The 26,184-nt window shown below is 60.9% G+C and carries 18 protein-coding genes and 1 pseudogene; 15 read left to right on the top strand and 4 right to left on the bottom strand.

Annotation, left to right across the window (positions count from 1 at the left end):
• The first annotated feature begins 4 nt into the window (after positions 1–4).
• On the top strand, positions 5–1,288 hold the full coding sequence (tgt, locus tag HMPREF2967_RS05765; RefSeq protein ID WP_070685423.1) for a tRNA guanosine(34) transglycosylase Tgt: 1,284 nt from the start codon (positions 5–7) through the stop codon (positions 1,286–1,288).
• On the opposite strand, the gene HMPREF2967_RS05770 is transcribed toward tgt, so the two are convergent.
• The 3 genes from HMPREF2967_RS05770 to HMPREF2967_RS05775 all read right to left on the bottom strand — a co-directional run bounded on the left by HMPREF2967_RS05770 (position 1,276) and on the right by HMPREF2967_RS05775 (position 3,020).
• The gene (locus tag HMPREF2967_RS05770; RefSeq protein ID WP_070685426.1) at positions 1,276–2,013 is read right to left on the bottom strand and encodes a sortase family protein; all 738 of its coding nucleotides are present in this window, start codon (positions 2,011–2,013) and stop codon (positions 1,276–1,278) included. The genes tgt and HMPREF2967_RS05770 overlap by 13 nt on opposite strands.
• The gene (locus tag HMPREF2967_RS13090) at positions 2,006–2,170 is read right to left on the bottom strand and encodes a DUF6290 family protein (protein ID WP_154762325.1); all 165 of its coding nucleotides are present in this window, start codon (positions 2,168–2,170) and stop codon (positions 2,006–2,008) included. Before HMPREF2967_RS13090 ends, HMPREF2967_RS05770 begins: the two co-directional genes overlap by 8 nt.
• A 115-nt stretch (positions 2,171–2,285) precedes the next feature.
• Positions 2,286–3,020, bottom strand: coding sequence for a queuosine precursor transporter (locus tag HMPREF2967_RS05775; RefSeq protein ID WP_070685428.1), 735 nt, complete (start codon positions 3,018–3,020; stop codon positions 2,286–2,288).
• A gap of 439 nt (positions 3,021–3,459) precedes the next feature.
• Between HMPREF2967_RS05775 and HMPREF2967_RS13420 the strand changes: the two genes are divergently transcribed.
• The 9 genes from HMPREF2967_RS13420 to HMPREF2967_RS05820 all read left to right on the top strand — a co-directional run bounded on the left by HMPREF2967_RS13420 (position 3,460) and on the right by HMPREF2967_RS05820 (position 20,218).
• Positions 3,460–4,095, top strand: a complete 636-nt coding sequence (locus HMPREF2967_RS13420) for a hypothetical protein (protein WP_232770683.1) — start codon at positions 3,460–3,462, stop codon at positions 4,093–4,095.
• Positions 4,095–7,013 carry a VWA domain-containing protein gene (locus HMPREF2967_RS05785; protein WP_070685430.1) on the top strand — a complete coding sequence of 973 codons (2,919 nt, stop codon included), beginning with the start codon at positions 4,095–4,097 and terminating at the stop codon, positions 7,011–7,013. Before HMPREF2967_RS13420 ends, HMPREF2967_RS05785 begins: the two co-directional genes overlap by 1 nt.
• Positions 7,014–7,083: 70 nt before the next feature.
• Positions 7,084–10,749 (top strand): tubulin-like doman-containing protein, encoded by a 3,666-nt coding sequence (locus HMPREF2967_RS05790; RefSeq protein WP_070685433.1) that lies wholly within the window; start codon positions 7,084–7,086, stop codon positions 10,747–10,749.
• The gene (locus HMPREF2967_RS05795; RefSeq protein WP_070564245.1) at positions 10,749–13,586 is read left to right on the top strand and encodes a hypothetical protein; all 2,838 of its coding nucleotides are present in this window, start codon (positions 10,749–10,751) and stop codon (positions 13,584–13,586) included. The genes HMPREF2967_RS05790 and HMPREF2967_RS05795 overlap by 1 nt, the downstream gene beginning before the upstream one ends.
• A 23-nt stretch (positions 13,587–13,609) precedes the next feature.
• A complete protein-coding gene (locus HMPREF2967_RS05800) occupies positions 13,610–16,000 on the top strand; it encodes a SaeA-related protein (RefSeq protein WP_070564248.1) in 2,391 nt (796 codons plus the stop codon).
• Between the two features lie 2 nt (positions 16,001–16,002).
• Positions 16,003–17,736 carry a GAP1-N2 domain-containing protein gene (locus HMPREF2967_RS05805; RefSeq protein ID WP_070685436.1) on the top strand — a complete coding sequence of 578 codons (1,734 nt, stop codon included), beginning with the start codon at positions 16,003–16,005 and terminating at the stop codon, positions 17,734–17,736.
• A gap of 18 nt (positions 17,737–17,754) precedes the next feature.
• Complete coding sequence (locus HMPREF2967_RS05810; RefSeq protein WP_070685439.1) at positions 17,755–18,714, top strand: hypothetical protein; 960 nt, start codon at positions 17,755–17,757, stop codon at positions 18,712–18,714.
• Positions 18,714–19,724, top strand: coding sequence for a TRAFAC clade GTPase domain-containing protein (locus HMPREF2967_RS05815; protein ID WP_070562451.1), 1,011 nt, complete (start codon positions 18,714–18,716; stop codon positions 19,722–19,724). The genes HMPREF2967_RS05810 and HMPREF2967_RS05815 overlap by 1 nt, the downstream gene beginning before the upstream one ends.
• Complete coding sequence (locus HMPREF2967_RS05820; protein ID WP_070533821.1) at positions 19,721–20,218, top strand: hypothetical protein; 498 nt, start codon at positions 19,721–19,723, stop codon at positions 20,216–20,218. Before HMPREF2967_RS05815 ends, HMPREF2967_RS05820 begins: the two co-directional genes overlap by 4 nt.
• A 25-nt stretch (positions 20,219–20,243) precedes the next feature.
• Here the strand turns inward: HMPREF2967_RS05820 and HMPREF2967_RS05825 are convergent, their stop codons facing one another.
• Positions 20,244–21,575, bottom strand: coding sequence for a hypothetical protein (locus HMPREF2967_RS05825; RefSeq protein WP_070685441.1), 1,332 nt, complete (start codon positions 21,573–21,575; stop codon positions 20,244–20,246).
• Positions 21,576–21,633: 58 nt separating this feature from the next.
• Here HMPREF2967_RS05825 and gluQRS point away from each other — a divergent pair, with 58 nt between their 5' ends.
• The 5 genes and pseudogenes from gluQRS to HMPREF2967_RS05850 form a co-directional block, all read left to right on the top strand.
• Positions 21,634–22,566 carry a tRNA glutamyl-Q(34) synthetase GluQRS gene (gluQRS, locus tag HMPREF2967_RS05830; protein WP_070685450.1) on the top strand — a complete coding sequence of 311 codons (933 nt, stop codon included), beginning with the start codon at positions 21,634–21,636 and terminating at the stop codon, positions 22,564–22,566.
• A 70-nt stretch (positions 22,567–22,636) separates the two neighbouring features.
• Positions 22,637–24,208 carry a cation:proton antiporter gene (locus tag HMPREF2967_RS05835; RefSeq protein WP_070524542.1) on the top strand — a complete coding sequence of 524 codons (1,572 nt, stop codon included), beginning with the start codon at positions 22,637–22,639 and terminating at the stop codon, positions 24,206–24,208.
• 48 nt (positions 24,209–24,256) lie between these two features.
• Positions 24,257–24,592 carry a hypothetical protein gene (locus HMPREF2967_RS05840; protein ID WP_070685444.1) on the top strand — a complete coding sequence of 112 codons (336 nt, stop codon included), beginning with the start codon at positions 24,257–24,259 and terminating at the stop codon, positions 24,590–24,592.
• Between the two features lie 284 nt (positions 24,593–24,876).
• The gene (locus tag HMPREF2967_RS05845; protein ID WP_070533813.1) at positions 24,877–25,242 is read left to right on the top strand and encodes a VOC family protein; all 366 of its coding nucleotides are present in this window, start codon (positions 24,877–24,879) and stop codon (positions 25,240–25,242) included.
• Between the two features lie 216 nt (positions 25,243–25,458).
• A pseudogene (locus HMPREF2967_RS05850) lies at positions 25,459–25,931 on the top strand (IS256 family transposase); the annotation flags it as partial.
• Positions 25,932–26,184 lie beyond the last annotated feature (253 nt).

Consider the following 26,184-nt stretch of genomic DNA (forward strand, 5'->3'; position numbering starts at 1 on the left):
CCCTATGACTCACCCTAAGCCGCAGCTTGAGACCGATCTTTCCTTCGACGTGAAGAAGGAGCTGGACTTGAGCGGTCCAGCACAACCGGGAAAGCACGGCCGCACCGGCGTTATCCATACCCCGCACGGTGATATCCAAACCCCGGCCTTCATCCCGGTGGCCACCAAGGCCACTGTGAAAACGCTGACCCCGGAACAGATCCGGGCCACCGGCGCCCAAGCCATCCTGTCCAACGCCTATCACCTCTACCTGCAGCCGGGCCACGACATCGTGGATGAGGCTGGTGGCGTGGCTACCTTCGAGAACTGGCATGGGCCGACCTACACCGACTCGGGCGGATTCCAGGTCATGTCCCTCGGCGTGGGTTTCAAGAAGGTGTTGGCCATGGACGTGGCGGAGCTGACGGATTCTGATATTCGTGCGGCCAAGAAGGAACGCATGGCACAGGTGGATGAGGACGGCGTGGACTTTAAATCCATCATCGACGGCTCCTCCCACCGCTTTACCCCGGAGGTCTCCATGCAGATCCAGCATGGCCTGGGCGCGGACATCATGTTTGCCTTCGATGAGCTCACCACCCTGGTGGATACCCGCACGTACCAGGAGGAATCCGTGGAGCGCACGCGCCGCTGGGCGCAGCGCTGCCTGGATGAGCACGACCGCTTGACGCTTGCTCGCGGTCCGCAGAAACCGCGCCAGTCCCTGTGGGGCGTGGTGCAGGGCGCGCAATACGAGGACCTGCGGCGCCAGGCCGCGCGCGGGCTGGTGGAGCTTTCCGATCACGCCGAGGCGAATGGCCGTCGCGGATTCGGTGGCTTCGGCATCGGTGGCGCGTTGGAGAAGGAGAACCTGGGAACGATTGTGGGCTGGGTGTGCGATGAGCTGCCCGTCGATAAGCCCCGGCACCTGCTGGGCATTTCCGAACCGGATGACTTGTTCACCGCGGTGGAGGCGGGTGCGGATACCTTCGACTGCGTGGCGCCGACCCGCCTGGCGCGCCGCGGTGGCGTCTACACCCTGGACGGGCGCCTGAACCTCACCAATGCGCGCTTCAAGCGGGACTTTGCTGGCGTGGACGAGGAATTCGGCGGTTACGTCTCGGAGAACTACTCCCGCGCCTACATCCACCACCTGCTCAAGGCCAAGGAATTCCTGGCGGGCACGCTGTGCACCATCCACAACCTGGAGTTCATGATCCGCTTGGTGGATAACATCCGGGCGTCGATCGACGGCGGCTATTACGAGGCCTACCGCGATGAATTCCTGGGGCGCTATTACGCCAAGTGACCGGTGACGATGACGTTGTACTCCAAGTCTGTTGCGCCGTCTACCGCACAGGCGATGAGTACGATGCGCCCGGGAACCTCGGTATTCATCAGGTCCGCGTCGCTTCCTAGCTGTTCCTTGCCCACCAGGAAAGCGTTATCGACAATCCACTCGCGGCCCGCACCACCCTCAGAGGTCATGCGGATGTGGGAGCCGTTGAGGACGGGCGTCGCAAAGCGCTGCACCTGCGCCCCGTCGAGACCCTCCACGGTGGTGGGGTTGCTCAGATCGACGTTGGCGGTGACCACCTCGGAGAAGGGGTTGAATACCAGTTTCTGCTGGCCCCAGGCATGGCCCAAGACGTAGGTGGTGCCCTGTTCTGCCGTGGCGGGTGACTCACCCCAGTCTTGTACCCAGCGCACCATGGTCTCCTGTGGCCCAGCGGGGTTGAGGGGCAGAACGAAGGGCATTGAATCGTAGGTAGCGCCCGTGATGGTGGCCGGGCCTTCCATCTCAAACGTGCCGGTCAGTGCGGGTGCTGGGCCCTCATTGAGTGGTGGCGGGGTAGGGGTGGTGCTGGGTGCTGCGCTTGGCGACGCCTCACTGCTCACCGTCGTCGTTTCCGGTGCCGCGTGGCTCGTCGTTTCGGGCGACGACTCTTCTTCCGTACCCGAACACGCCACAAGACTTAGGGTCGTGGCTAGGCCAAGGACGGGGAGGAGGGGAGTTCGTAGATGCTTATGCATCGTCGATGTCCTTTAATACCTCATCAAGATTAAACCGCTCGCCAGAATCCTCTGCCATTGCTGTGCGCAGTTCCTGAAGGTCGTAGTAGTCTTCGACCCGTTCCAAAAGTGCTGCACGGGCTGAAGCAGATTTCGGACGGCCTTCACATGCAGCCATTTATTCTCCTTTGCTCTTGTGAATGCATCGTATTACGCAAGTTGGGTGAAGGGAAGAGAGAAATAGACCCCCTCAGCACAGTGCGTGCCAAGGGGGGATTCGGGACGGGTCGCTGCTACTGAGGCTGTGTTGCCGTAGAGGTTTCGGCCTCGTCGATAGGTGCGTAATCCTCGCGGCGCTTAACCCAGGAGATAACCAGCGTGGTCAGCGGAAGCATGATGACCTCGCAGGCGGTCTTCCAGAGGAAGCCCACGATGACGTAGTTCAGGAAGCCACTGAAGGAATCGATGCCGATGACGGGTGCTGCGATGGCGCAGAACAGCAGGGTGTCGCCGAATTCGCCGACGACGGTGGAGGTAACAAGGCGGGCAATGAGGCCCTTTTCGCCGGTGCGGGCCTTCATCTTCACCAAAGTGAAGGAATTGAGCAGCTGGCCCACGAGGTATCCGGCTAGGGAGGCGGCGAGAATCTGCGGCACGAGGCCGAGGGTTGCTTCGAAAGCTTCTTGGCCTTCGTAGAAGTCAGCCGCGGGCAGCCAGATCGCAATGTAGAAGGAAACCGCGGCCAAAAGAGCCATGGCAAAACCGATGTAGACGGCGCGGCGGGTGGACTTGAAGCCGTAGCATTCGGAGAGGACATCGCCCACGATGTAGGCGAGAGGGAAGAGGAAGAAGGCGCCATCGGTGATGAGTGGGCCGAGTTGGACGCCCTTCGTGGCGTTGATGTTCGAGATGAGGAAGGTAACGACGAACACCGAGACCAGCCACGGGTACAAAGTGGAATGTACCGGGATGAATCGGATGCTCTCGCCACCGTTTGTGGTGGTTGCGGTTGCCGATTGAGTTGTCATGGCACAGCATTTTTCCACGAAACTAGGGGAACTAGAAATAGGGAGTTTAATTGGGTTCACGTGGGGAGCACTCCCTTGCCCGGCTGTTCCTTGGGAAAAGGCAGCGGAACGGGTTGTTTCTTTGCCGTGGTTCCAGCGCTTCGCCCATCAAAATCTGCAAACTGGGCAGAAAAAATGCACGTAGTATGGCATTCTTTTGCTTGCAGTGTTTTCGTGTTCCCTGAACGTTTCCTGTCTATTGTGCCGCGGTGCGTGCTCGAAGAGATTCGGGGCGTTCGAAGTCCGAGGCTCGTGACAGGCATGTCGTGTCAGGGGGTGCGACTACCTTGGTTTCTAGTCCTTAGAGCTTTCCGGCTGATCTTCTACCTTCTGCGTCGCTAGATGGGGGAGGCACCAGGTTTGCCGGTGGCCCAACTTCGTACAAGGGAAGGTCATCGATATGACGTTTGGTTCCCCAGGCTCCTCACCACAGTTTGGCGGGCGCCCGCCCCAAGGTGCTAACCGGCCAGGTGCAGGATCCGCACCTAGTTCTGGCTCCGGGTTTGGCTCGCCCACTGGGGCTGGGGGCTTCGGCGGTTTTGGCGCCCCGAATCCTTCCCAGAATCCTGCGCAGAAGCCCTCTCCGGGTTTTAACTCCGGTTCGAGCGCGGGCGGCTCCTTTGGCGCGCCGGGCTCGCCGGATGGTTTCGGTGATTCCTCGCCCGCGCCGGATTACCGCCGTCAGGTGGCAACACCGACGAGCCCAACGAAGGGGCCGTGGCCGCTGCTCATTGCCGCTGGCGTATCCGCGGTCATCGCGCTGATCCTGTTGATTCTTGCGCCGCTGCTCGCCGCTCCGACGGAGGGCCTTTTCTTTGGCCTGGCAATCGGGGGATGGCTCTTGGCTGGAATCGTGTCCTTCATCCTCTTGGGCTTGTACACGCTGAAGAACACGCAGCGCCAGGCTGAGACCTTTTATATTGAGGATACGACGCAAACCTTGCTCTACCGCGTCATTATGGGTGGAAGCTTTGTCCTTGTCATTGTTGCTGCGGTGGAAATCGCCTTCTACGTAGGAAAGGCGGTTGGCGCCTAATGAAGAAACTCACTCGTGCACTTGCCCTATCCGCGGCGGTGACAATCGCTGGATTCGGTGGCAGCTTAGGCGCGGTAGCGCAGGACGCTCCGCCGCCTCCGGAAGCCCCTGCGGCCCCTGAAGCCCCAGAAGCTCAGCCGGAAGAACGCCCTGAGGGAATCGGTTCCGAATCCTCGCTCTCTGAGGTTTCGCAAAAGAACCTGTCCGATTTCGGCTCCTGTATTGCCAGCGAGAAGTCTGCGGACCTGCTTTTTGTTCTTGACCAATCAGCGTCGTTGGTGGGCTATGAAGGCTCTCAGCCGACGGACGCCGATGCCTTCCGCGTCGATGCCACGGGGGACATCGTGAAGCAGCTGGCACACCTCGGGGAAGATAACGGCGCAGACATCAACGTGAAACTCGCTGGCTTTGGTTCTGACTATTACAGCGATCCGGCTGAGTACGGCGGGTGGACCAATGTCTCCGGAAACGGTGATGCCCTGCAGGGGGAGTTGGACAAGTTCCGCAAGGAGGACCGCGTAGCGGACCTCGAAACCAACTACGGCGCGGCTTATAAAGGCGCGTTAAAGGAACTGGCGTCTCACCAAGGAAGTAGCTGCCGCGGCATCGTGTTCTTTACCGATGGCAAGTACTACACCGACGCCGAGGCCAACGATCTCCAGGGTGCACAGGACAAGCTGTGTGAGGTCAATTCCTCTGTCACCGCCTTCCGTAACTCCAATATCCGCCTCTTTAACGTGGGACTCGTTCCGGCGGCGGAAGCCCAGGACCAGGTCCGCCAGCTCACCCGCATGGCGGAGGGGGAAGACTGCGGCCAGGGTGCGCCGAACGGTGCATTCTTCGACGCGGGTGAGGACCCGGCAGCACTGTTCGCGGCCTTCCGTAACCTCATCCCCACCTCGGGTGGTGTAACCAAGGACGGCAACTTCAAAGACCAGTTTGATTTCGTCCTCGATGACTCCGTATCCCCTGTGCGTTTGTCAGCAGTACCGAAGAACTCGGTGGGTGAGGACGATCTCATCCCAACTCTGACGGGCCCCGATGGCGAAACCGTGGAACTCAAGCCGGATACCACGAAGGTTGCCGGTGCGAAGGTCTCCGTGACGGAGAACAACAAGCTGCCGGGCATGGTTGATATCGCGATGGAAAAGGACGGCGATTCCTGGGCAGGCGCGTGGACTTTTGGCTACAAAGTGGCTGAGGGGACCGAAGGCGAGTACCTCGCATCCGTTGTCATGGTGCCGGGCCTTAACCTGGACCTCAAGACGGAAGATGGCGCCAAGGTAGAAGGCGGCATCAACTCTGACCAGGTATTGAAGGGGCAGTTGGTCGATGGCCACGGCGAGCCCCGTGCGCTGGAGGGCCAGGGAACCCTTCATGCGGAGTTCATACCGGAGGATGGTTCTCCGGTTACCCTCGTGGACAATGCCCCCATCACCGATGGGCAGCCAGTAGACATTCCGCTGGAGAAGGTGGAAAACGCAGCATCCGGTCAGCTCGTGACCCGCGTGGAAATTACCACTAAGGACACAGGTGAGCGCCCGGGTTCGAAGCTGGACCCCATCAACGCGGAAACGCCGCTGACGGTTACCCCGGTCAATATGCCGACGGTGGGCTCGGCGCAGACGATCACCATGACGGAGAAAGAAGTTACTGTCGACGTCCCGGTGACCGGCCCCGGCAAGGTGTGGGTAGCAGACCAGACCGTGGATTCCGCTGACGGGATGCTCCCCTCGGGAGTTCCTGCCGTTGCGGTGAGCTCCAAGCACAACTCGGAGGATTCCGCGCTGGAGCTTTCCAAGGACGAAAAGGCGACCATCCCGGTGACGTTGAGCGTTGAAGAAATGGCGGATGGCCCGCTGCGCGTGGATCCGGTGATCAACCTGCAGTCTGCCGAGGATAACCAGCAAATGGAGCTGCCGCTGACGCTGCAGGGTTCCATGACCGCGCCATTGAGCAAGTCCGCTTTCGGCCTCTCCTTTGTCCTCGCGGTGTTGCTTGCGCTGCTGATTCCGCTGGCTATCTTGTACCTCATGAAGTGGGTTAGCGGCCGTATTCCGGAAAAGCCCCGAATGTTTGCGAAGACCATCCCGGTACGCCGCGAGGGTGCTAACCTCGTGCGCACCGACAATGGTCGCCCGTTCGCGGTGTCCAAGGAAGAGTTCCAGGGCGCTGTTCCGGTAGAGACCACCGGACGCTCTGCTCGCTTGGGCAGCAACGATGCCAAGGTAAAGATGGGGCTGAGCCCGTTTACCGCCGCCCACGTGGAGGTCCAGCGCGATGGCACCATTTCCGGCAAGGGCAAGAAGTCCGGCTACCGGGCAGTTCTGCCGCTTGCGGTGCAGAACACGTGGTTCTTCGTGGGCAACGAGAAGGACCGCGATTCCGGTGAGATTGTCATGACCATCGATACGCTGGCCCAGGCCAGCGCGTATGACGAGATGTCGAAGGAGATCAGCCGCCAGGCTCTGCAGCTCTTTGACCAGGTCGAATTCCCTGCCGAGAAGCCCGAAAAGGCTGACAACGTACAGACACCGCCGCAGTCCGGCCAACCGGGGCAGCCGTTCCAGCAGAACCAGCCTGGCTCGCAGCCACCGAGCGGTCCGCCGCCGCAACGTGGACCGCAGCAGGGTGCTCCGCAACCTAGGGCTCCCCGCCCTGGCGGTCAGCAGCACGCACAGCAGCCCGGTGGATTCGGCCAGTCCCAGCCTTCCGGCCCGTCACCTCACAGCCAGCAAGGGCGTGCGAACGGGTCGGGACGCCCCGGCTTCGGCGGAACGCCAAACGTTGGCGGTGGCACCGGGTTTGGCGGTGGCACTGGCTTTGGGCAACCAGGCCAGCAGCGCCCGGGTAATCCTGGTAACCCTGGTACCAACGGCGGCTGGCCCCCAAGCCCGGGATTCGGCTCCCAGGGCTAAGCCGGTAGAGCAGTACACAACAGCCATAAACAGCACAGAAGCGAACCTCCCCTTCGAAAGGTAGTTAAAGATGAAGAAGTTCCTCGTCGTCGGTTGCGGTGGCTCCGGCGCCAAGACACTGGCGTTCATGATGGATCAGCTCAAGGCCGAGCTGCGAAGCATTGACCCGGACATGACCGAGCTGCCCAAGGCATGGCAGTTCGTCAACATCGACGTGCCGCTCGAAGAGGAGGCTGGACCGCAGAAGCTGCCGAATGTTACCCAGAACGGTGGTCACTACGTGGGCATTGGTGCCCGCCAGAACTACAACTCCTTCGACGAAGGCGTGTCCAGCACCCTGGGCCGTGCCGGCAAGCTCGGTGAGATTGCAACGTGGGCCACGCGCAACCCCTCCACCAACGACGTGAAGCTGGCTGATGGTGCCGGCCAGTATCGCGCGATTGGCCGCATGCTGACGCTGCCGAATCTCAAGAAGATCCGCCAGTCGCTTAAGGAAGCGGTGGATGAGATGTTCACGCAGGAGGCGATCCAGGAGCTCAACCGTCTTAACTACAAACAGACCAAGCTGGATTCCGATACCGGTGATTCCCAGCCGGTTGTCCTCGTTGTCTCCTCCATGGCGGGTGGCGCGGGCGCCTCGATGTTCCTGGACGTGTGCCGTGTGCTCACCACCATCCCGAATGTGAACCCACAAGGCACCCTCATCTTCATGTACACCCCGGAGATCTTCGCCGATAACAAGGCGGATGACATGGCCGGTGCATGGCCGAACTCGCTGGCCATGTTCGGTGAGGTCGTCGCCGCGCAAATGGGTAATGCCTACGAGCATGACCGCGCCATCTTCGAGGCCTTCGACATGGGCACCCCGCCGGAGGGGCAGACCTTCGGCCGTATTTTCCCCATCGGTTCCAAGATGGGCACCACCAGCGCTCGCTTCGGCGATGGTTCCGCCATGTCCATCTATCGCGGCCTGGGCCGCGCGTTGGCGGGGTTGATGGCTTCCACCAAGGCCAGCGATAACCTCGTGTCCTACGCGCTGACCAATACTCCGGCCGGTGACGGCGGCCGCCGCTTCTTCGGCTGGGATCGCCCAGACGGGACGCCGTGGGGGCGCCTGCCCTGGGGTTCGCTGGGTTATGCCCAGGTTTCGATGGGCCGCGACCGCTTTGCCGAATACTCTTCCCAGCGTCTTGCCCGCAGCGCCTTCGAGCGCCTCTTCAACGGGCACCTCGACCCGCAGAACCCCGAGGCCGGCGAGATGCAGATTGCTAAGAAGCTGGAGGAGCGTCTGCCCAAGGCCTTTAGCTCTATGACGCTTGATCCCTCCTGGGCACAAGGCGGCCAGATTGATAGCGGCAGCGTGTGGAATTGGCTCAACAGCGTCTTTGGTGGCCAGGCCCAGCAGGCCGCGGATAGTGCTACGAAGCACCTGCAGAACTTCATTCCGGTGGGCCAGGGCCGTAACGTCAACGAATGGCGTGAAGAGTTCGAGGGAAACATGGCCGATCCTCGCAATGAACAGGCCATCGCATCTGTTCTGAACAATGCCGCCTATGACATTGTTTACCGCTACGCCAACTTCTTCAGCGATGGTGTCCTCGCCACCGTAGAGTCGGAGCTCGCTGCGGTGGGCGTGCCCTATGTGCGCGAGATGCTCTCCAAGATCACGGACGTGCTCACCAACTCCGACCGCCTCCTGCCGCGCCTCTCCGAATACTCCGGCTACTACCAGAACACCCGCGTGCTGGCGAAGCCAGAAGGCGCGGACCCTATCCTCAGCCCGTTGACCGGCAAGGGCCAGATGACGGACCCGACTCCTACGGTTAACGCTCTGATGGGCCTGTATTTCAACCAGTTCTACAGCTACGCGCTCATGGCCATTGCTCACCTGCTCAAGGATGTCCTGCAGGACTACGCCGATGAGAACCTCTTCCACCTCAAGCGCGAGCTGGGAGATGCCCACGCGGTGCTGGAGAAGGCCGTGTCGAAGCGCCCGGAGACCAACAAGTTGGCTGACGTCCGCACTGACGAGGTCAACTCGTGGCCGACGGAGCTCGATGAGGTCGTGGAAACCCGCTTCAAGGGTGCCGAGAACGAAATCATGCTGACCGACGTCAACAGCTTCATCTCGGACTACCGGGACCAGATGCTGCGTACCATCCAGGGCCAGCAGTCCACCTCGGATGTCACTAACTACGAGCAGGCTTATCCTTTTGCGGTGCGTGCGGTCATCCGCGGTGAGTGGGAATCGCTTGATGCAGCCCAGGCGCCGAATGACACCCTGGCTCCGCAGAAGCGCACCAATGATGCTTACTCCAACCGTGCTGGCTGGGTGTCCAAGTACCTCTCGCGCCATCCGCAAAGTGGTGAATCCCGCGAATCCCAGCGCGCGCACTACCGCGCCAAGATTCGCCCAACTGATTTGCTGGAGCGCTCGCGCCAGTGGATTAATCGCCGTGATTATGAGTTCCAGAAGTTCAACTCGGTGGATCTGCGCCGCTACCTCACTCTTACCCCGGATATCAACGAGGTCGAGCACGCGCAGCGTCAGCGCCGGTTCGTCGAGGCTTTCCAGCTGGCCCTGAGCTATGCCCGCCCTTTGGCCGCTGTTAACGATGACATGGTTCAGCGCATCCACGGCAAGTCCGTGCAGTACACCTACTCCTTCTCCGATATCCCGTTTGCGGAGCTGGGCTCTGCGGAGACCGGCATCGCCTCCCAGCTGGAGTCGGTGCTCAGCCGCCCGGAGATTGACGGGCCTTCCACGGTGGCTCTGCGCAACTCGCTGAACATGTCGGACCATGTGCAGCACATCGAGATCTTCGGTTCCTACCCCAACTACTCGCCGATCGTCTTCTCGTCCATGTTTAACTACATCGCCAAGGACATCGAGAAGCAGGACAGTTTCGACGGTTCCTGGTGGTCGGAGCGCCGCACCCGCCCGCTGCCAGCAGCCCTGCCGCTGACGAAGACGGAGCGCCAGGCCATGGTGGCCGGCTGGATCATCGGACGCATTACCGGCCGCGTTTACATCTCCAACGCCGATGCAGCCAATGCGGCGGCCCACATCTTCGATGACACGGATGGTGGCGTGAATGGTTGGGTTGATTTCCCGGATCCGCTGCTTATCTCGCCGCGCCGCATGATCAAGAAGTCCGACTGGATGCCTTCGGTTCTGGAGTCCATCTTCATCGCCTACGCCAAGGTGCAGGAAACTGGACGCTACGGATTCGCTTCCTCGCTCTACCCGTACCAGCTGTTGCGCGGGCTTTTCGACGACGGCCTAGACTTCGCCCACTCCGGTGCAGCCACCCACCCGGTGGTCCACCGCCTAGCGCAGTTCTTGGCTTCCGGCGAAGCCCCGAACCGCGGTGTTATGGGTACCTCCATCCAAGACCGCTATGAATCCTTCGTGGAGGAGCTGGATAAGTTCGCCCGCGGTGCGGACCACTTTGTGCCGGGCCACACCAACTCCTTGCCGGGACAGGGACGTAAGGAAAAGCCCTTTGCGGAGGTACGCTCCCGCGAGGTCGCCTCGCATACGCCGTACTACCGTGACCTAGCACTGGACGTCATCGAAATGGTCCCGGTCATCCGCAACTACCTGAATCAGGCCAAGACGGTGGCGGAGAACCCCGTCGCCCAGCCTGCCCCGCAGGTGCGCAGCTCCGATTCTGGCTTTGGCCAGGACCTCGCTCCGGAATTCAACCTCAACGACCTGGATGACACCTTCTAATGACGAACGTAATTATTTTCGGACACGGCGCCACCGCGGATGACATCCGCTCCCGCCTTTGTGACTTGCGTGCGGTCGGCCTGCTGCAGGACTTCCTCTGGATCGACTATGCCCACCCCACGAGCGGAGCTGTTGTGCGCTCCTTTACGGAGGAGGGCACGGCGCGCTTGTCGACGCTCGACGAGGCCCTCCGCAGCTTCAGCGGGGACGTCCTCCTCGCCACGATTGACCCGATGGATGCGGAACAACCGCAGGACGTCGACAAGCTCACGGAGTGGGTCGGGGCCGTCGACCAGCGCCTGATTCAGGCCTCCAACCTGCGCGTGCGCCTGTTGTTGTCAGCCCTTCCGCGCGAGAGCGTGGACATCGCGCCGCTGCAGGGCTGGAGCAACCTCGTGCTCTCTCCAGAAGAGGGCGGGACCCCAGCCTCCTCGCGCATTCGCCCGATCAAGCGCACCGCAGATGGCTTCGAGCTTGCCCAGTTCGCAGCCCCGGCCGTAGCCAGCATCTTTGGTTTATGGCGCGGGATGCCCGAACCGGCCGTGTTGGATCCAGAAACTCATCGCGTCATCGAAACAGGCGACCGGCAGCGCTTCCGTCTGGTGCGCGCCTTCCACCGCACCATCGATGCCAGTGATATCGAGGACAAGGTCAGGAAGGCCGTTTTCGATCCCAGTCAGCGCTTGCCGCAGCCGCAGGTCAATAACATTTCGCGCGCCGTGCACTACGCCAATCCGGAACAGCTGACGGATCAGTGCGCTCAGATGTTCATCAACCAGGAGATTTCCCCGTTGGTGAGCGCTCCGACCGCTTATGAGGAGCTGCAATCTCACAAGGTCAGCGGCTGGGCGGCGCTGAAGGATAATCTGCGTCTGTACTGGTCTACTGTGGTGGGCAAGCCGCAGGATTGGGTCGAGGGCCAGCGCGGTGCGATGAACAAGAACGCCGCTACCTTCCTGCAGAAGATGCTCTATGGCCAAGACTCCAGCGTGGAGGTTGTCTTGGCCGGGCACTCCGGCAAGGGTAGCGGCGCAACGAGCGTCGACGAGCTGCGTCAAGCCAGTGAGCACACCATGCGAGTTGCCCGGGAGCAGCACTTTTCCTTGGGCCAGGAACCGCAGCTCTCGCGCACGTGGGAGGCCTACCACGACTACGCACTGGGGCTTGTCGACGGTTCCTGGCGCGACAGCATCGATACCAAGGGCCTGCGCAATAACCAGGGCAACATGTACATCGTGCAGTACGGTGGCCAGTCCGTGCAGGATGTCAGCGCTTCTTTTGAGGGCTTCCATCCGCTCATGACCAGCACGTTGGGCTATACGCACGAGTCCCAAGCAACCGTCGCGCCTTTCGATCCGGTAGGCGCTGAGCGTTTTGCCGCCGACATCGAGTACACCAGCCAGCAGACCCGCAATGAAGCGGTCAGCCGCAAGAAGCACGAGTTTGCCTCCTGGCGAGCGAAGAACAGCACCACCTTCGCGTGGAAGGTAGGCCAGGGCCTCTGGGATAAGCTGGGGCACGCCCAGCAGAAGTACCGCGACGCGCACGCCAAGGCGCGCGAGCTGCAAGAACTGGCCAATAGTTTCCAGGCGCGTGATTTCAACGCGGAGAACAAAGCACTGACCCGGAAGCTGCGCACGATGTGGATCGTCCTCTTCGTGGTGCTTGCCCTGATGACCTACATGGTGGCTGGCCGCTATAACCCGGACTTGCCGCTGGGTGAGTACCTGCAGTGGTTCGACTGGCCGTGGTACGTCGTGGGCATCATCGTGGCTGTCCTTATTTTCCTCGTGTGTTCTTGGGCGGTCTTTACCAAGGCACAGCGTGAGATCTTCGACTACGTGCAGCGGCGCAAGCTGTTGAACCGCAACCAAGAGATCGCCGCCCAGAATCTGGCCACGGCCTCTGCGGAGATCTCGCGCATCTCCAACGCTTATAACCAGTTCCTGAGCTGGTCGGCGCTGTTGGGCCGCGCGATTTACGCGCCCTTTGGGCGTAAGGAAACGTCGAGCGATCACCTGCGGACGCCGCAGTCGGGTCTTCCGGAGAATGCCCGCATTGCCCAGGCCGTGCTCAACCGTGACGATGCTGTGCGCATGACGGATGAAATCCGCTCCCATATTTTCCAAACGGAGTGGGCACACCGTTCGCTTAAGTCACTGCTCGATGACATGAATGACACCTTTGAGCGCAACCGCACCGGCCACTCGGCTGTGGCCCTCAATGAGATGTGGGGAATGGCTGGCCTCGGCTCCAGCACTGCGTTGGATAACCTGTCCCGCAGCCTTGACCACCCCTACATGCAGGACCGCGATCACAAGCAGCAGGAATGGCAGAAGGTCATCACGGATCCGCGCATGACCCGCAGCTTGCAGCAATACCTCAGCCGCGTGACCTTCCGCGAGGAAGGCGGCAGTCGCGTTCAGAGCACCGCCGAGTTCCTCGACGGCATGAACCAGGAAAAGGGAGCCCTCCAGGCCTTTAGCCCGAATGCGCTTACCAGCGCCGGTGGCGCTGAAGGGTATACCGAAATCGATGGCTCCCGCACGCGCATCGTCGAGGTAGACAGCCAGACCGCGCTGACCAGCCAGCTTTCGCGCTCTGTGACGGTGGTGCAGTACGGAAAGATCACTGACTTCAAGTACCTGATTCCCGACGCGGCGTCGAATGCCCCGTCCTTTGTGAATCCTGCGGATTTTTCACTCGACGACCTGGATGACATGGACCACATGGGCTTTAAATCGCCGGTGCAGGGAGATAACCAAGGGCCGACTACGCAGCCGCCGTTTGGTCGGCCGGAGGCACCGGACCTCTCAGACCTCGACGAAACTTTCTGACGAGACCTCCTTAAGGAACGTTGATGACACACAACCCGAAACCTTCGATCACGGATATGCCGCTGAGCGAGCTTAAGTCCCTGCACCAGCTCAAGCGCGTGAACGCCGATGATGTGCGCGCGGCCGTATCGGCGCCGTTTAGGCAGTTCGCCGAACAAATTGCCGCCGCGTATAACGGCGAAGAGGTGGCCCACCCAGAGCTGAGCGCACAGGCGCGCAACGCCGCAGTGGCCCAGGAAGAACGTGCCGCGCAGGAACGTGCGGCACAGGAAAAGGCAGCGCGAGCCGAAGAACAAGCCCGCCAGCGGGAACAGGCACAACGTGCCGCTGCAGCTAGTACCGCAGCTCGTGGCGTGGCGCAGGTAGGCCCCGCGCCTCAACCAGATCCGGCACAGCCAGCGGCACAGCCGCATGATTTCTTTGCCGAGTGGGAGGCACTGCAGGCCGAGGAAGAGCAGAAGACCCAGGTCAACGAAGAGGACTACATCACTATCCCGGGCTTTGGGATTAAGGCGGAGTATCAGTTCCGCCAAGACCCGAACTGGGAAGCTCCCGGCATCGAATTTGAAGTTGAGGTGCCGCAAGAGGACGCGCTGGCGCAGGATTCTCACGAGGACTTTGGCTATGGCATCGAACCAGAACCGGAGCCGGAGGACAACGACCTTCGCCATCCGGTGCGCCTGTGGTGGCCCGAGCTTGAGCACTCGCCGGATGAGGTGGTGTTCTACCGGGTTGTGGCCGATGATTCAGAAATGGTGGCCTCCCCGGATGCCGGTGACACCCTCGTTTACACAAAAGGAACTGCCTACCGTGATCACACCCCGGGCGAGGCAGGTCTGCGCCACTACGCGGTGTGGGCGTACAAGGGCCGGGATCTTCGCGAGCTCATCAATAGCCAACCGGTATTCATGGGAGACACGGGCGTGGTCTTCCCACCGGTGAACGTCCAGGTATCCACCATCAAGGGAGCCATCCAGGTGTCCTGGGACCTGTTACCGGGGCACTCGAGCGCCATGGTTTATGCCTGCCGGGACAGCGAGAAGGAAAAGCTCTCCCCGCGCTTCGAACAAGACGTGGATAGCAGTGGGCGCAAGGCCACCATTCCGGTGCAGGAAGCCGGGCAGACCGTCGTCATCTCGTTGCTAGGCCAAGCGGAGTTCCACGGCGCTACCGAGCAGAGCCAGGACGAAGTCGCCGTCCAGCGCTCCGTGAAACTTGCCAGCGAGCTGGAGAAGCTGGAGCTCTCACGCTGTGAGCGCCGCAGCGAATACGGACAAGACAGCATCGAAGTTGATTGGTACTCGCCCAAGACCGGCGAGGTAAAGATCTATCTGACACCCAACGCCCCGCAGGCGGACCTTCGCACGTCCGCGGTGCCAAAGACGTACGTCGAAAGTGCGCTATCGAGCGCCATCAGTGAGACCCGTGGAGTGTCTGAACCGGGCTCTTTCCAAACCACCACGGTGCCGTGGCCGCCGGATTGGTACGAGGTCTATATCACCCCGGTGAACTTTAACGACGCGGATGCCTGGGTGGGCGAATCCAAAGTGCTGCAGCGCGTGCAGTCCATTGAGGATGACCAGTTCCGTCTCATCGAGCGCGTGGACAGCCAGCTCATTACATTTGATTGGCCGAAGGGCGCGACGGCAGTGGAGTACTCCACTAATCGCGAGCACGATCAGATCCGCGAGGAGGATTACGACCTTCAAGGAGGAATCCGCCTGCACCTCGATCAGCACGGCGATACCGTGCGCCTGAAGCCTTATGCAGTCTTCGCGGGCAAACGCACTGAGGGCGATGAACGCGTGATTCAGTACGAGGGCTTGCGCCCAGTGACCTATGACTTTGAGGTTGATTACGCTCAGGGCCAGATCGGGGTGTTCCTCTGGAGCTTGGGCAACGGCGACAAGCGCCAGTTCTCCTGCCAGGTGGTCTACCGTGCTGACCGCCTGCCGCTCTTCCCCGAAGACGGCGAAGCACTCGGCATTGTGGAGACCAACCTGCAGAGCACCACACACGTGGCTCAAGGACTGGGCCCGATGCGCGGGCAGTACCCAGATTTCACGGTGTCAGTAGGCGAGCGAATTCAACGTAGGGGTTTCATCCGTCTGTTCGCCGTCGAGGGCTTTGATAGCCAGGTCGATACCTCTTTCGACAGCTTCGGCGGTGAGGACGTCTTTAGTAGTTTCTCGGAGAGCTACAGCGATGCCTCCTCCACGTTGAGTGCATTGGATAAAGCCGTGGTGGTGGAAGGCGATGTGTCTTACAAATTGATGCTGCCCCCACCCGTGCAGAACCAAGCTCCCAGCTATGACCCGCAGTACGGCCAACAAGGATATGAGCCCAACGCTTATGACCAGCACAACTATGGCCAGGATTATTCTCAAGACCAGTACTTCCAAGGAGGCCAGTAGTTATGGGCGGTGCCTTTAGCTATGCATCTTTTTCCCGCGCCAATGGCCGTGCCGGTGGTTGGGGAGTGGGCCAGAAGGCCGGCGATATTACCCAGGAGGAGCTGGCTGAGCTGGTGTCCTTCGTGCCGACTTCGCTCAACAACGGCACGACGATACCGGATTTCCCTTCCGCCCAGCAGCGTGCGGAGCTGGTTCGTCGCACCGCGGTTTTTGCTCTCACTCCTGAGGCGGAAAAGTGGGTCACTATGGTCTCCGTCCCCGCAGGCCTCGATGCGACAGGCCGTGGCGGAAACGTCTTCACTTACACGTCCATTTCGCGCACGGGCACTCCGCCGGCGCCGGCGACGGTCCTGTTTTCTCCCGATATCCCAGCGCCGTTTTCCATCTACGAGGTGGACAAAGTCCAGATTCCGGTCAAGATCTCGGCGCGCGGTCCGCTGCACTCGGATGTGTTGCTGGAGGAGTTTCTGGATGGCGAATTCCGCTATCCAGAGAAGCTGCCCGCACCGTTCAAAGCCGTGACCCCGAACCCGAACCCAAGCTTCAATCGTGCGCTGGTCACCGCCATGGCGACGGTTTTGAATTCCCGCAATGGCCTGGTCATTCTCGTGGCGCCTGATAATCAGGCAGCGCTGTGGATCGCCGCCACCGCCCGCGAGGTGGGGGAAGATGGTTTCGGGTTCTCCACTTTTGAGAAGGCCGCCGCCATCAATGAGTTTCCGCTGAGTACGTCCACCATGCTTGTGGTACCGCCTAGCGAGAAGCAGCGTCTTAAGGAAACCGCGATCCCCGGCAATCCAGTCGTGTTTGCACTTGATGAGGCCCTGCCCGATGTCAGCGCGTACGAAGCACGTGCTGCGGAAGAAACTGAGGCCGTGGCCCCGGAGTCGCAGCACGAGCAGGCCGAGCAGCGCACGGGTGCAGCACAGGAATTGGAAGAGAGCGCTGCAACAGCCAGCAAGCCTAAGAAGAGTGCAGCACTCAGCTTCGACGACTCCTGGGGCGAAGACCCAGCTGATTTTGGAGCGCCTATCCCAGACGCCTCGCCTTTTGCGGCCCCGGGTCATGGCCCTGCGGGTATTCCGCCGAATCCCCTCGATACCCCCGCGCCGAGTACGTCGCAGGAGAACCCTTTCGCCACGACAGTAGAAACGGCGCCTTCGCCAAGTGCAGAAGCCGCACCAGCAGCTGAAGAAGCACATCCGCAGCCGGCAGCGGCATCGGGTGGCAACGCCAACGTTCCTGGGCTCAGCGCCGAGGAATGGCATAGGCTCAAGGAATTCGATCCGCGCTGGTGGATCGAGCACCTTGATACCAACCGCGGACGCTCCATCCAGTTGGCTTACCTCGACAAAAATTCGTTGGGTGAGGGGCTGGACAAGTTACTGATGTCCGCAATAGTTGCCTCTTGGGTGTTCTATTTCCCGCGGGACTTCAACCTCCTGGCAGAGGATGCGCTGCGGCCCTGGGAGGACCGCGAGCTCGAGCACATCGCGCACCTCACCGCAATGCACTTTGCGGGAACATTCGTGCCGGAGCATTGCGAGCGCTATGCCACGGGGCGCGTCGCCATGGTGCTGGACCGCACGACACAGTTGCTCGCGGAGCGCTCGGCGCGTGCGCAGCAGCAACCCGCCCCATCGCATTTTGCGCAGCATACAGCGTGGCAGCACCGTGGAGCAGTTCACGGAGGACTAGGCGAACACGGTCGAAACACGGGATTCCACGGAAGGTAAGAGAAGGGAAGAAACGTCATGGCTAAATACACACTGCGGGACGGGGAGTCCCGCCGCATCGGCTCAGACGGCATCTTGCGCGTTGAAGCCTTCGAGATGGGAACTGGCGGCGCCTCGATGGAGCTGGCGATTATGGGAGAAGGCGTCGATGCCGTGCGCGTCCACGACCTCTCCATCATGGTGCACTCCCTGCCTGAGCGCGCCACCATCGTCGTGCGCCCCAAGCGGAATGGGACTTTCGGCCTGCGCAGCGAGGTGCGCCTGACGGTAAGCAACGCCGGTGATTCGGTGACGTTCCCGCGCGTGCTTATCGACGCCGCCGAGGACTCCGCCGAACGCCTCGCCGAGGTCACCCCGGAATCTGGGAGCTACCTCTTGGAAGCATTCGGCACGACCGAGGGCGCCGGAATCACAGATTCCGCCCGCGAGGTGCGTTCCAAGATGCGCCGCGCGGAGCTGGATGTCGCTGGCCTCGATGATGTCACCGTGGTCATCGATGGCTCTGCCTCCATGCAGGTCAACGTCACTCCGAAGATCATTGAAGCGGCCGCTAAGTACATCGATGCGCTCTCCGATGCTTTCCGGCACTTCCGCGCCACTGACGGGCAGGACAGCATCGAGACCCATAAGGTGGATGAGCTCACCCGTTTCATCGCGGGTGTGATTGATAGTGGAGCGGAGCGCGTAGGCCAGCGGCCGTGGCGCTTGCCGACTCTCACCTCAACGTCCTCGCTGGTCATCTACGTCACCGATTCTCCCGTGGCCTCCATGCTGGAGACCCAGGTGCCCACCGTTGTGCTCATCACCAGCGCCATCGGCCGCCAGGAGCTCGAGCTCGCGCGCATCAACGAGACTCCGGCTCGTGTGGCGTATGCGGTGATCGACGGGGACGTCGTCAAGCAGCTCGAATCCGGCGCCAACACTGAGCTTTCGGAATTGACTGACCGCGTCACCGCCATGCTGAAGGAGAGGAACTAATGAGCCAGGCACGTTGCCCATGGACCTTTAAACCGCTCGAGGACGGTGTGACGGTGAGCCCTTACACCAACCGGGAGCTGCCGCAGGGATGGACCGACGCCGTGACGCATTGCGTTGCCATGGCGGGCGCGCGTAACTCCGGTAAGTCGCTGTACACCGCGGTGATGATTAAGCAGCTCAAGCAGCTGGCGCACAAACACAACCGCTCCGTGCAAGCGGCGGATGAATCCACCCGCGAGCGCTACGCCGAGGTTTATGAAAAGCCGCTCTTTGAGGAGATGCGGGCCATGGACCCCACGCCGAGCGCGGTGGCTACCGACGCTTACCAGCGCGATCCGCTGATTTTTGAGCTCGGCAAGTGGCCCGATGAGCAGGGCCGTGAGCGCATGAATTACTTGGTCTTCCGCGACGTTGCGGGCGAGGACCTGGAGAACCCGCCGGAGAACGAAGCCGACCGCGAGAATCTTGCGTTCTTCTCCCACGCAGATTTGGTGATCTTCCTCTTTGACCCGCTGCGCGTGCAACAGATTCAGGATTTTATCCATGGGCTGATCCCCAATATTGGTGAGCTCGGTGCGGATTCCTTGCGGGTCCTGGATAACCTACTGGCGTTGCTCGACACGGATACTCCGCCGCCGCTGGCCGTGACCATCTCGAAGTTCGACACGGTGCAGAAGCTGGAACAAGTCGATGACGTGCGCTGGAAGAAGCTCATGGCCAACCGCGGCTCCGCCTTCCGCCGGGATACCGGGTGGAATTTCCGCGATTCGGACCGCTGGATGGTTCACCTCGAAGCCGAATCGCTGTTGCGCTTCCTGGGTGCCAACGACCTCATCAACAAGATCTATTCGGCAGCGCCGAGTGGCGGTAGTTTCTTCGTGACCTCGGCGTTGGGTGAGGCCCCGACGGGCCGCCAGCTAGCCCGCAGCGGCATTGCGCCCTATCGCGTGCTGGATCCCATTCGCTGGTTGCTGAGTCAACGCGGTGTCTTTGCTGAGGATGTGTCATGACCTTCGGCAACCCGCAGTCCCCAGGAACCCCACAGCCAGGCTCGCCTGCCGCACCCGCGCCGGACTATCGCTATGGGCAGGTCAGCGACACCGTCCGCCAGGCCCGCCGCGCGGCCGATATGAAGGCGCAATGGGCCCCGTGGCCGTTGAAGATCGCAGCGGTGCTGGAGGTCTTCATCACGAGCTACACCGTCTACAACATCTGCCGGCTCATTGCCTTTGAAAACAGTCCGGCGGCGGTAACCCGCACGGACCAGCTTTCCACCGAGCTGGGAGTAGTGCTCGGCGCGCTGGTTCTCTTGGTGTGTGGTCTCACCACCTATGTGCTGCATGCACAGCAATCCGCGCGGATTGCGTTGACCGTTATCAGCGCCATCGTGGTGCTGCTCATCCCGGCAAGTTCGGTCATGCCCGCGTCGATCGCTTCGGCGGCGGTCATTGTGCTGCTGTGGCTGCCGGCGAACCGGCAGTGGTTCGGCGGCCAGGCGCGATGAGGCTAGGCCTCGTGCATCGCGGGGCTTAGGCCTTCTTGCGTAACTCCTCGAGCGCGCGGGAATTTCCGGCTGCCTCAAAGAGGTTGAACGCAAAGTGGTACATCTTGCGCGCAGGCTCGGCCGCGTCGGCGGAGGTGTAGCGATCACCCAGAAGCTCAGCAACTTCCGCCATGGCGTTGTGCTCAGAGGGCGTCGTGGCTTCGGCGGCGGGATGGCGCTCTAAGAAGTCGAGCAGAACCTGGGTGGATTTATACATGTCCTGCGCCTGCGAGCGCAGGCTCTCGGAGTACAGGACGGTCCACTTAGCGGACACGGGCAGGCTCTGGAGCTTGAGTGAATCCACGTAGCGGGAGGCCAGGATGTCATAGGCTTCCTCAGGGGCACGGTGTTGCACGTCGAGGGTCACGGTCTTGAGGATCGAACGGAGCTCGCCGTCGAGGTCTCCGTAGCGCTGATACTCGCGGGCAGCAGCGGCGAAGCAGGCCACGCGTTGCTCCATATCCGCAGCGGAGTGCTGTGCAGCATCGCTGTAAAAGCGGGCCAGCATCGGTGCCGGAAGCTGCTGGTATTCCTCATCCGCGCGCGCGTTGGACAGGATGGTGAAGGAATGCGCAGCAACGCGCTCGCAGTCGGCGGCAGAGCCTGATGCCCACAGCGCGCCCACGGCGGATTCGAGGATGGTGCGGAGGATGTCACCCATCGTGGCCCCTGCTCCGTCGAATTCTCCCGCGGTCACGGCGTCGTTGATAGCCACGAATTCAGCAGCGTGTGCTTTCGCTTCGCCGCTCTTGGCGGATTCTAGGCGCTCTTGGAGCTCGGCCAGCGAGACGTTGTTGCCGAAGCTCGAGGATGGGCTATTGGCGTCGGCTGAAGCATCCACGCTGGCGGGGGCGGACTCGGAGAAGTCCTTGTGGCTTGCTGCGATGCGGGCGGCGGCAATCTCATTCAACGCCGTGTCATCGCCAGCCGCGGCTGCCTTGGCGGCGAACTTCTCTGCTTCCTCGGTGTCGTTGTGATCCAGCCATGCGCGGGCGACGCGGGTATAGCCTGCGGCCACCAGCGATGGTTGTCCGGTCAGCGCGCCGAGTGCGGCAATGGTGAAGGAATCGTCGACGTTCTTGATGGTGCCGGCGGCCACGCGGAGGGTCTCCCGGGCCTCCAAGTAGAGGGCGGCGGGAACGGCATCTTCCAGGCTGCCTAGGAAAGTATCATCTGCGAGTACTCGGTTAATCTGCTCATCAATGTGGGCGGACTCATCGGTAGGGAGAGAAAGCCCCGGAGCCTGGGCGCGCGCATAGGCGAGCATTTTTTTGGCGTCGGCAGAATCAAGCAGGGGATACGTCGCATCAGAAGCCATGGGGGAGAGTCTAGTAGAGGACTTCGGCGCGCGCGGGGCTCCTCGTAGACTGGTGGCCATGGATTCTCTTAGCCCCGTCGGACGCTACGCCCCGAGCCCGTCCGGCGATCTTCACCTGGGTAACCTGCGTACGGCGTTGCTGGCCTGGCTCTACGCCCGGAGTAGCGGGCGCCGCTTCCTTGTGCGCGTGGAGGACATTGACACGCAGCGCTCCTCGCGGGAGGCGGCGCAGCGCCAGCTGGAGGACCTCGCTGCGCTCGGCCTGGACTGGGACGGGGAAGTCATCTACCAGCAGGATCGCTACGCGGCTTATGAGGAGGCCTTGGCGCAGCTTCCTACCTACGAGTGCTATTGCTCGCGCAAAGATATCCAGGAAGCCTCCCGCGCGCCGCATGCCATCCCTGGGCAGTACCCGGGGACGTGCCGTGCGCTTAGCGACGATCAGCGGGCCGCCAAACGCGCCGAACTCGCCGCTCAGAACCGCGTGCCAGCCATACGCTTGCGTGCCGACGCCTCCTCCTTCACCATCCACGACGCCCTCGCCGGCGAGTACACCGGGGAAGTGGATGACTTCATCCTGCGCCGCGGCGGCCAGCCCCCGGCGGATCCGAACCGGGGCATGGACTGGGCCTATAACCTGGCGGTTGTTGTCGACGATGCCTTCCAAGGCGTCGATCAGATCGTGCGCGGCGATGACTTGCTGTCTTCTGCCCCGCGTCAGGCATACTTGGCGCACAAGCTGGGCTATCCGGAGCCGGAGTTCGTTCACGTGCCGCTCGTGCTCAACGCTGAGGGTGTGCGTTTGTCCAAGCGCGATGGGGCGGTGACCCTGCGTCAGCTGCTCGAGGGGCACGATAGGGATGCGGGGGACGTCGTCAAGCTCTTGGCCCACTCCTTAGGGTATGAGGCCTCTTCCGTACAGGAGCTGTGCCAACAGTTTCAGCCGGAGAAGCTATCGCGGGAGGCCTTCGTCTGGGATGGCGCTGTGTAACTGCTCTCCCTCGCCGGCCGCACAACGGTAGTCTGAGAACAGAAAAACTTAAACGGGGAAAGAAGCGCGTATGGAAGTTTTATTTGTCCTTATTGGCCTGATGCTGTTGACCGTCATTGTCATGGCGGTGGGGGACAAGATCGGGCTTCCCTGGCCAGCGCTTCTGACCATCCTCACGGCGGTGGCGGTTTCGGTATACGCCACTTTTTCGAATGGCACATTCGAGTTCGCCGTACCCGCCGACCTCATTCTTCCGATCTTCTTGCCGCCATTGCTGTGGGCGCTGGCAAGGAGAACATCGTGGGGTGTTATTCGTGAGCAGTGGATGACCATCCTGGCTCTGTCCGTGCTGCTCGTGGTGGCTACGACCCTTGCGGTGGGATTCACCGCTCGCGCATTCATGCCAGGCTTGGGGCTAGCTGCCGCCATCCTTATCGGCGCCGCGATTGCCCCGCCGGATCCGGTGGCCGTCGAGGCCGTGGCAGAACCTGCCGGTATCCCGCGACGCATCATTTCCGTGCTGCAGACCGAAGGCCTGTTCAATGATGCCGCGTCTATTGTGGCCTTCCACCTCGCCTTGGAAGCCGTGACGAGTTCGGGTGAGATGCACGCCGGGGAGGCGGTGACGCGGTTCCTCTACTCCGCGGCTGTAGCCGCCATCCTCGGGCTCGTCGTGGGGCGCGTGTCTTCGTGGTTCGTCGGCGCGGTTCACGAGGTTGTCGCTCGCAATGCCTTGACGTGGGTGATTCCTTTTGCCGTGTACATCGCCGCGGAGGAACTCGGTGCCTCCGGTGTCATCGCGGTGGTGATTGCCGCGGTGGAACTGCACTCCCGCGCACCGATTCAAGCGGAGGACCGCCTCTCCGGCCAGTCATTCTGGGAGACCGTCGAGCTGCTTTTCACGGGCGTGGCTTTCGGCCTCATCGGCCTGACCGTGTTCAGCGCCATCGACGCCGCGGGTGCGGACCTCTGGCACGCGGTCATCATCGGCGTCATCCTGTCCGTTGTTGCCTTCCTCGTGCGCTTGGTGTGGATGTACGCCTTCTATCTCATTAATAGGCGCCGCGGGAAGCCACGCCTGGCGCCGCTGCGCCTGCAAGAAGTGCTGCTTATGACGTGGTCCGGCATGCGCGGTTTGGTGACTCTTGCGCTGGTTCTGTCTGTTCCAAGTGGTTTGAGCTTCTACAACGAGTTGACCGTTATCGCCCTCGTGGTGCTGCTCATGACCATGGTGATTCCCGGCCTGTTGCTGCCGTGGCTTATGCGTCAGCTCGACCTCACTACGTATTCGCAGGCAGCCACGGATAAGATGCGCGCGACTATTACCTCCCGCGCGCGTAAAGCCGGTATCGCTGCGATGCGCGCGAAGTATGAGGAACTGGACCCCGACATTGCGGCAAATATTGCCCAATGGTTTGAGGACCGCCTCGGTGAGGACGAGGACGGTGAGGACGCTACAACTCGTCTGCGCATGGCCATCGAGGCCCGTGAGGTGGCCCTCGCGGCACGGCGAACAGCCCTCGCCGGCGCCCAACAAGAGTTGCTGCGCCTGCGCCGCGATAGGGAATTCAACCCGATGATTGTGGACGAAGTGCTTGCCGACGTCGACCGGATGTCCCTCGGCGCAAAGAAACACAGTTGAGGGGAGCGCTGATCCGTGACTAAGAATGGTGGCGAGAGGAGCGAATCAATGGACGCCTATGAGTACGCCCAGCTGGAAGACGGCCTGGATTACCTCTACGACTTCTTCGACGCTGACTTGGAGGAGCGCGTGCGCGCCGGGCGTGAGCTGTTGCCAGAAGGCATGGAAGACATCTTGGGCGACCACACCCTGGAAGACTACGTCTGGTTGTGGATCAAAGAACCTGGCCCCCGCGGCTTCCGCCAGTTCCTGCGCGATGGCGGCTATGGCGAGGACGAGGTGAAAGAGGCTTTCCTGCTCGCCCGCACCGAGTGGGGCATGAACACCCCGCCGCACGTGGAGTGGCTCAAGGAAGACGGTTTCGAGGCCCCCGAGTTCGAGTAGGGGCGGTTGACCATGGGCGTTCGATGAGGTGCCCAGCTCGAGTGCCCCCCAGCCGCAAAGGAACCAAAGTACTGGCACCTTATGCGAAACTCCGCATGCAATCACCTGGGGTTTTCCATCCTGGGCCCCGCAAATGGTGCCTTTGCTTTGGTTCCTTTGCTTGAAGGCTCCAAGCCACCGCATGAAGAATCCAATAGCCTCGATTTCTAATACCGCACACGGGCAAAGGGCATTTGGAATAATCGCGACTAATCTTTGGCCCAGCGAGAAAGGTTATGCCAATCATGCGATTCGATCATTTGACCATCTTGACCCGCAATATCGAAGCCTCATGGGAGTTCTACCATCAACTTCCAAACTCCGAAGCAAAGCCATTGTCTGCTGAAGAAGGATATTTTGAAGTGTCGTTTGATGACAGCGTAATTGGCGTATTCGATTCTTCAGTTTTTGCTTCAGCCACTAACACTAGTCCGGCAACCCCCGGCGGAGCAGTAATCCAATTCTCTGTTGAGGACGTCGACGAGTACTGGAGTCAACTTCCAGATTCCTATCGCGAGACTTCTGCCTCACCCAAGAAAATGCCATGGGGTTCTTATTCCGCCTACATTTCGGATCCAGACGGAAACATCTTGGAGTTCTATACGTGGTGAAGCCAGTTTGCTGCTTCGCAGAAATCGGCTTCTGAGAATTAACGGCTTAAGGGACTTTTCGTGTGGATAAACCGATACGGATTCCCAAGGCAGCCTGGGATAATACGGTGATCTTGATTTTGAATCGGTTCCAACAGCCTGATCGGTGAAATCGACATCGGATAGCCATAGACCTGTGGTGGGAGGACTGCTGCTGGTGCGGTAATGCCAATTCATATGGCTAATAGGAATCGGCTGTCGTGCGATATGTGCGGCCACTTTCTGGTTAAGAACAACAAAACTGCGGCAGGACCCCAAGGCCGGCTATGCCCTCAGTGCAACGTTTTCATCGATTAACACCCGCGCACACCAGTGAGATTCGGCATTTTAAAATCTTTATTGACTGGGTCCTTTCTGGGGAATCCGCAGACCACTTGGCCAAACGCCTTGGGATAACAAGGCGGACTTTGACCCGGTGGTTTAAGCTGCTGTGGTTTATCATCGTGCCAACAGCAGCAGATCCCTATCGTGTCTATGACCAGCTCTTTATCGACGGCACCTACTTTCACAAGAAATTCCTGCTGGTAGCCTGCACCGAAACGCACGTCATCGCCCGACATTGGTGCCTGCGTGAAAGCTCAAACGAGTACCTGAAACTGCTCGACAAAATCGCGGAATCGTACATCGTTACCACCGACGGGTCGGGGGGAGTGAACCTTTGCTGATCGGGTGGTTGAGTTCCACAGTGCCGAGTAATGGTATACACCTATTTTCCCTTTCATGCACTCTTCAAGCCATAGAACCCGAGAAGAGTATACGAAAGTTCCAAATTTAGGTGGGGGGATCAATTGTGAGTAAAGAATTGTTATTCTCATGGGGATTCCTGCCTTCGGGCGATGACGGAAGTTGTAAGGAAGATGCGGAAATGATGTCGATTTGGGGTAGTTGGTACCGCGAGTCCGC

It is taken from the genome of Corynebacterium sp. HMSC059E07 (genome assembly GCF_001814395.1).
In the GTDB taxonomy this organism is placed as follows: Bacteria; Actinomycetota; Actinomycetes; order Mycobacteriales; family Mycobacteriaceae; genus Corynebacterium; species Corynebacterium hesseae.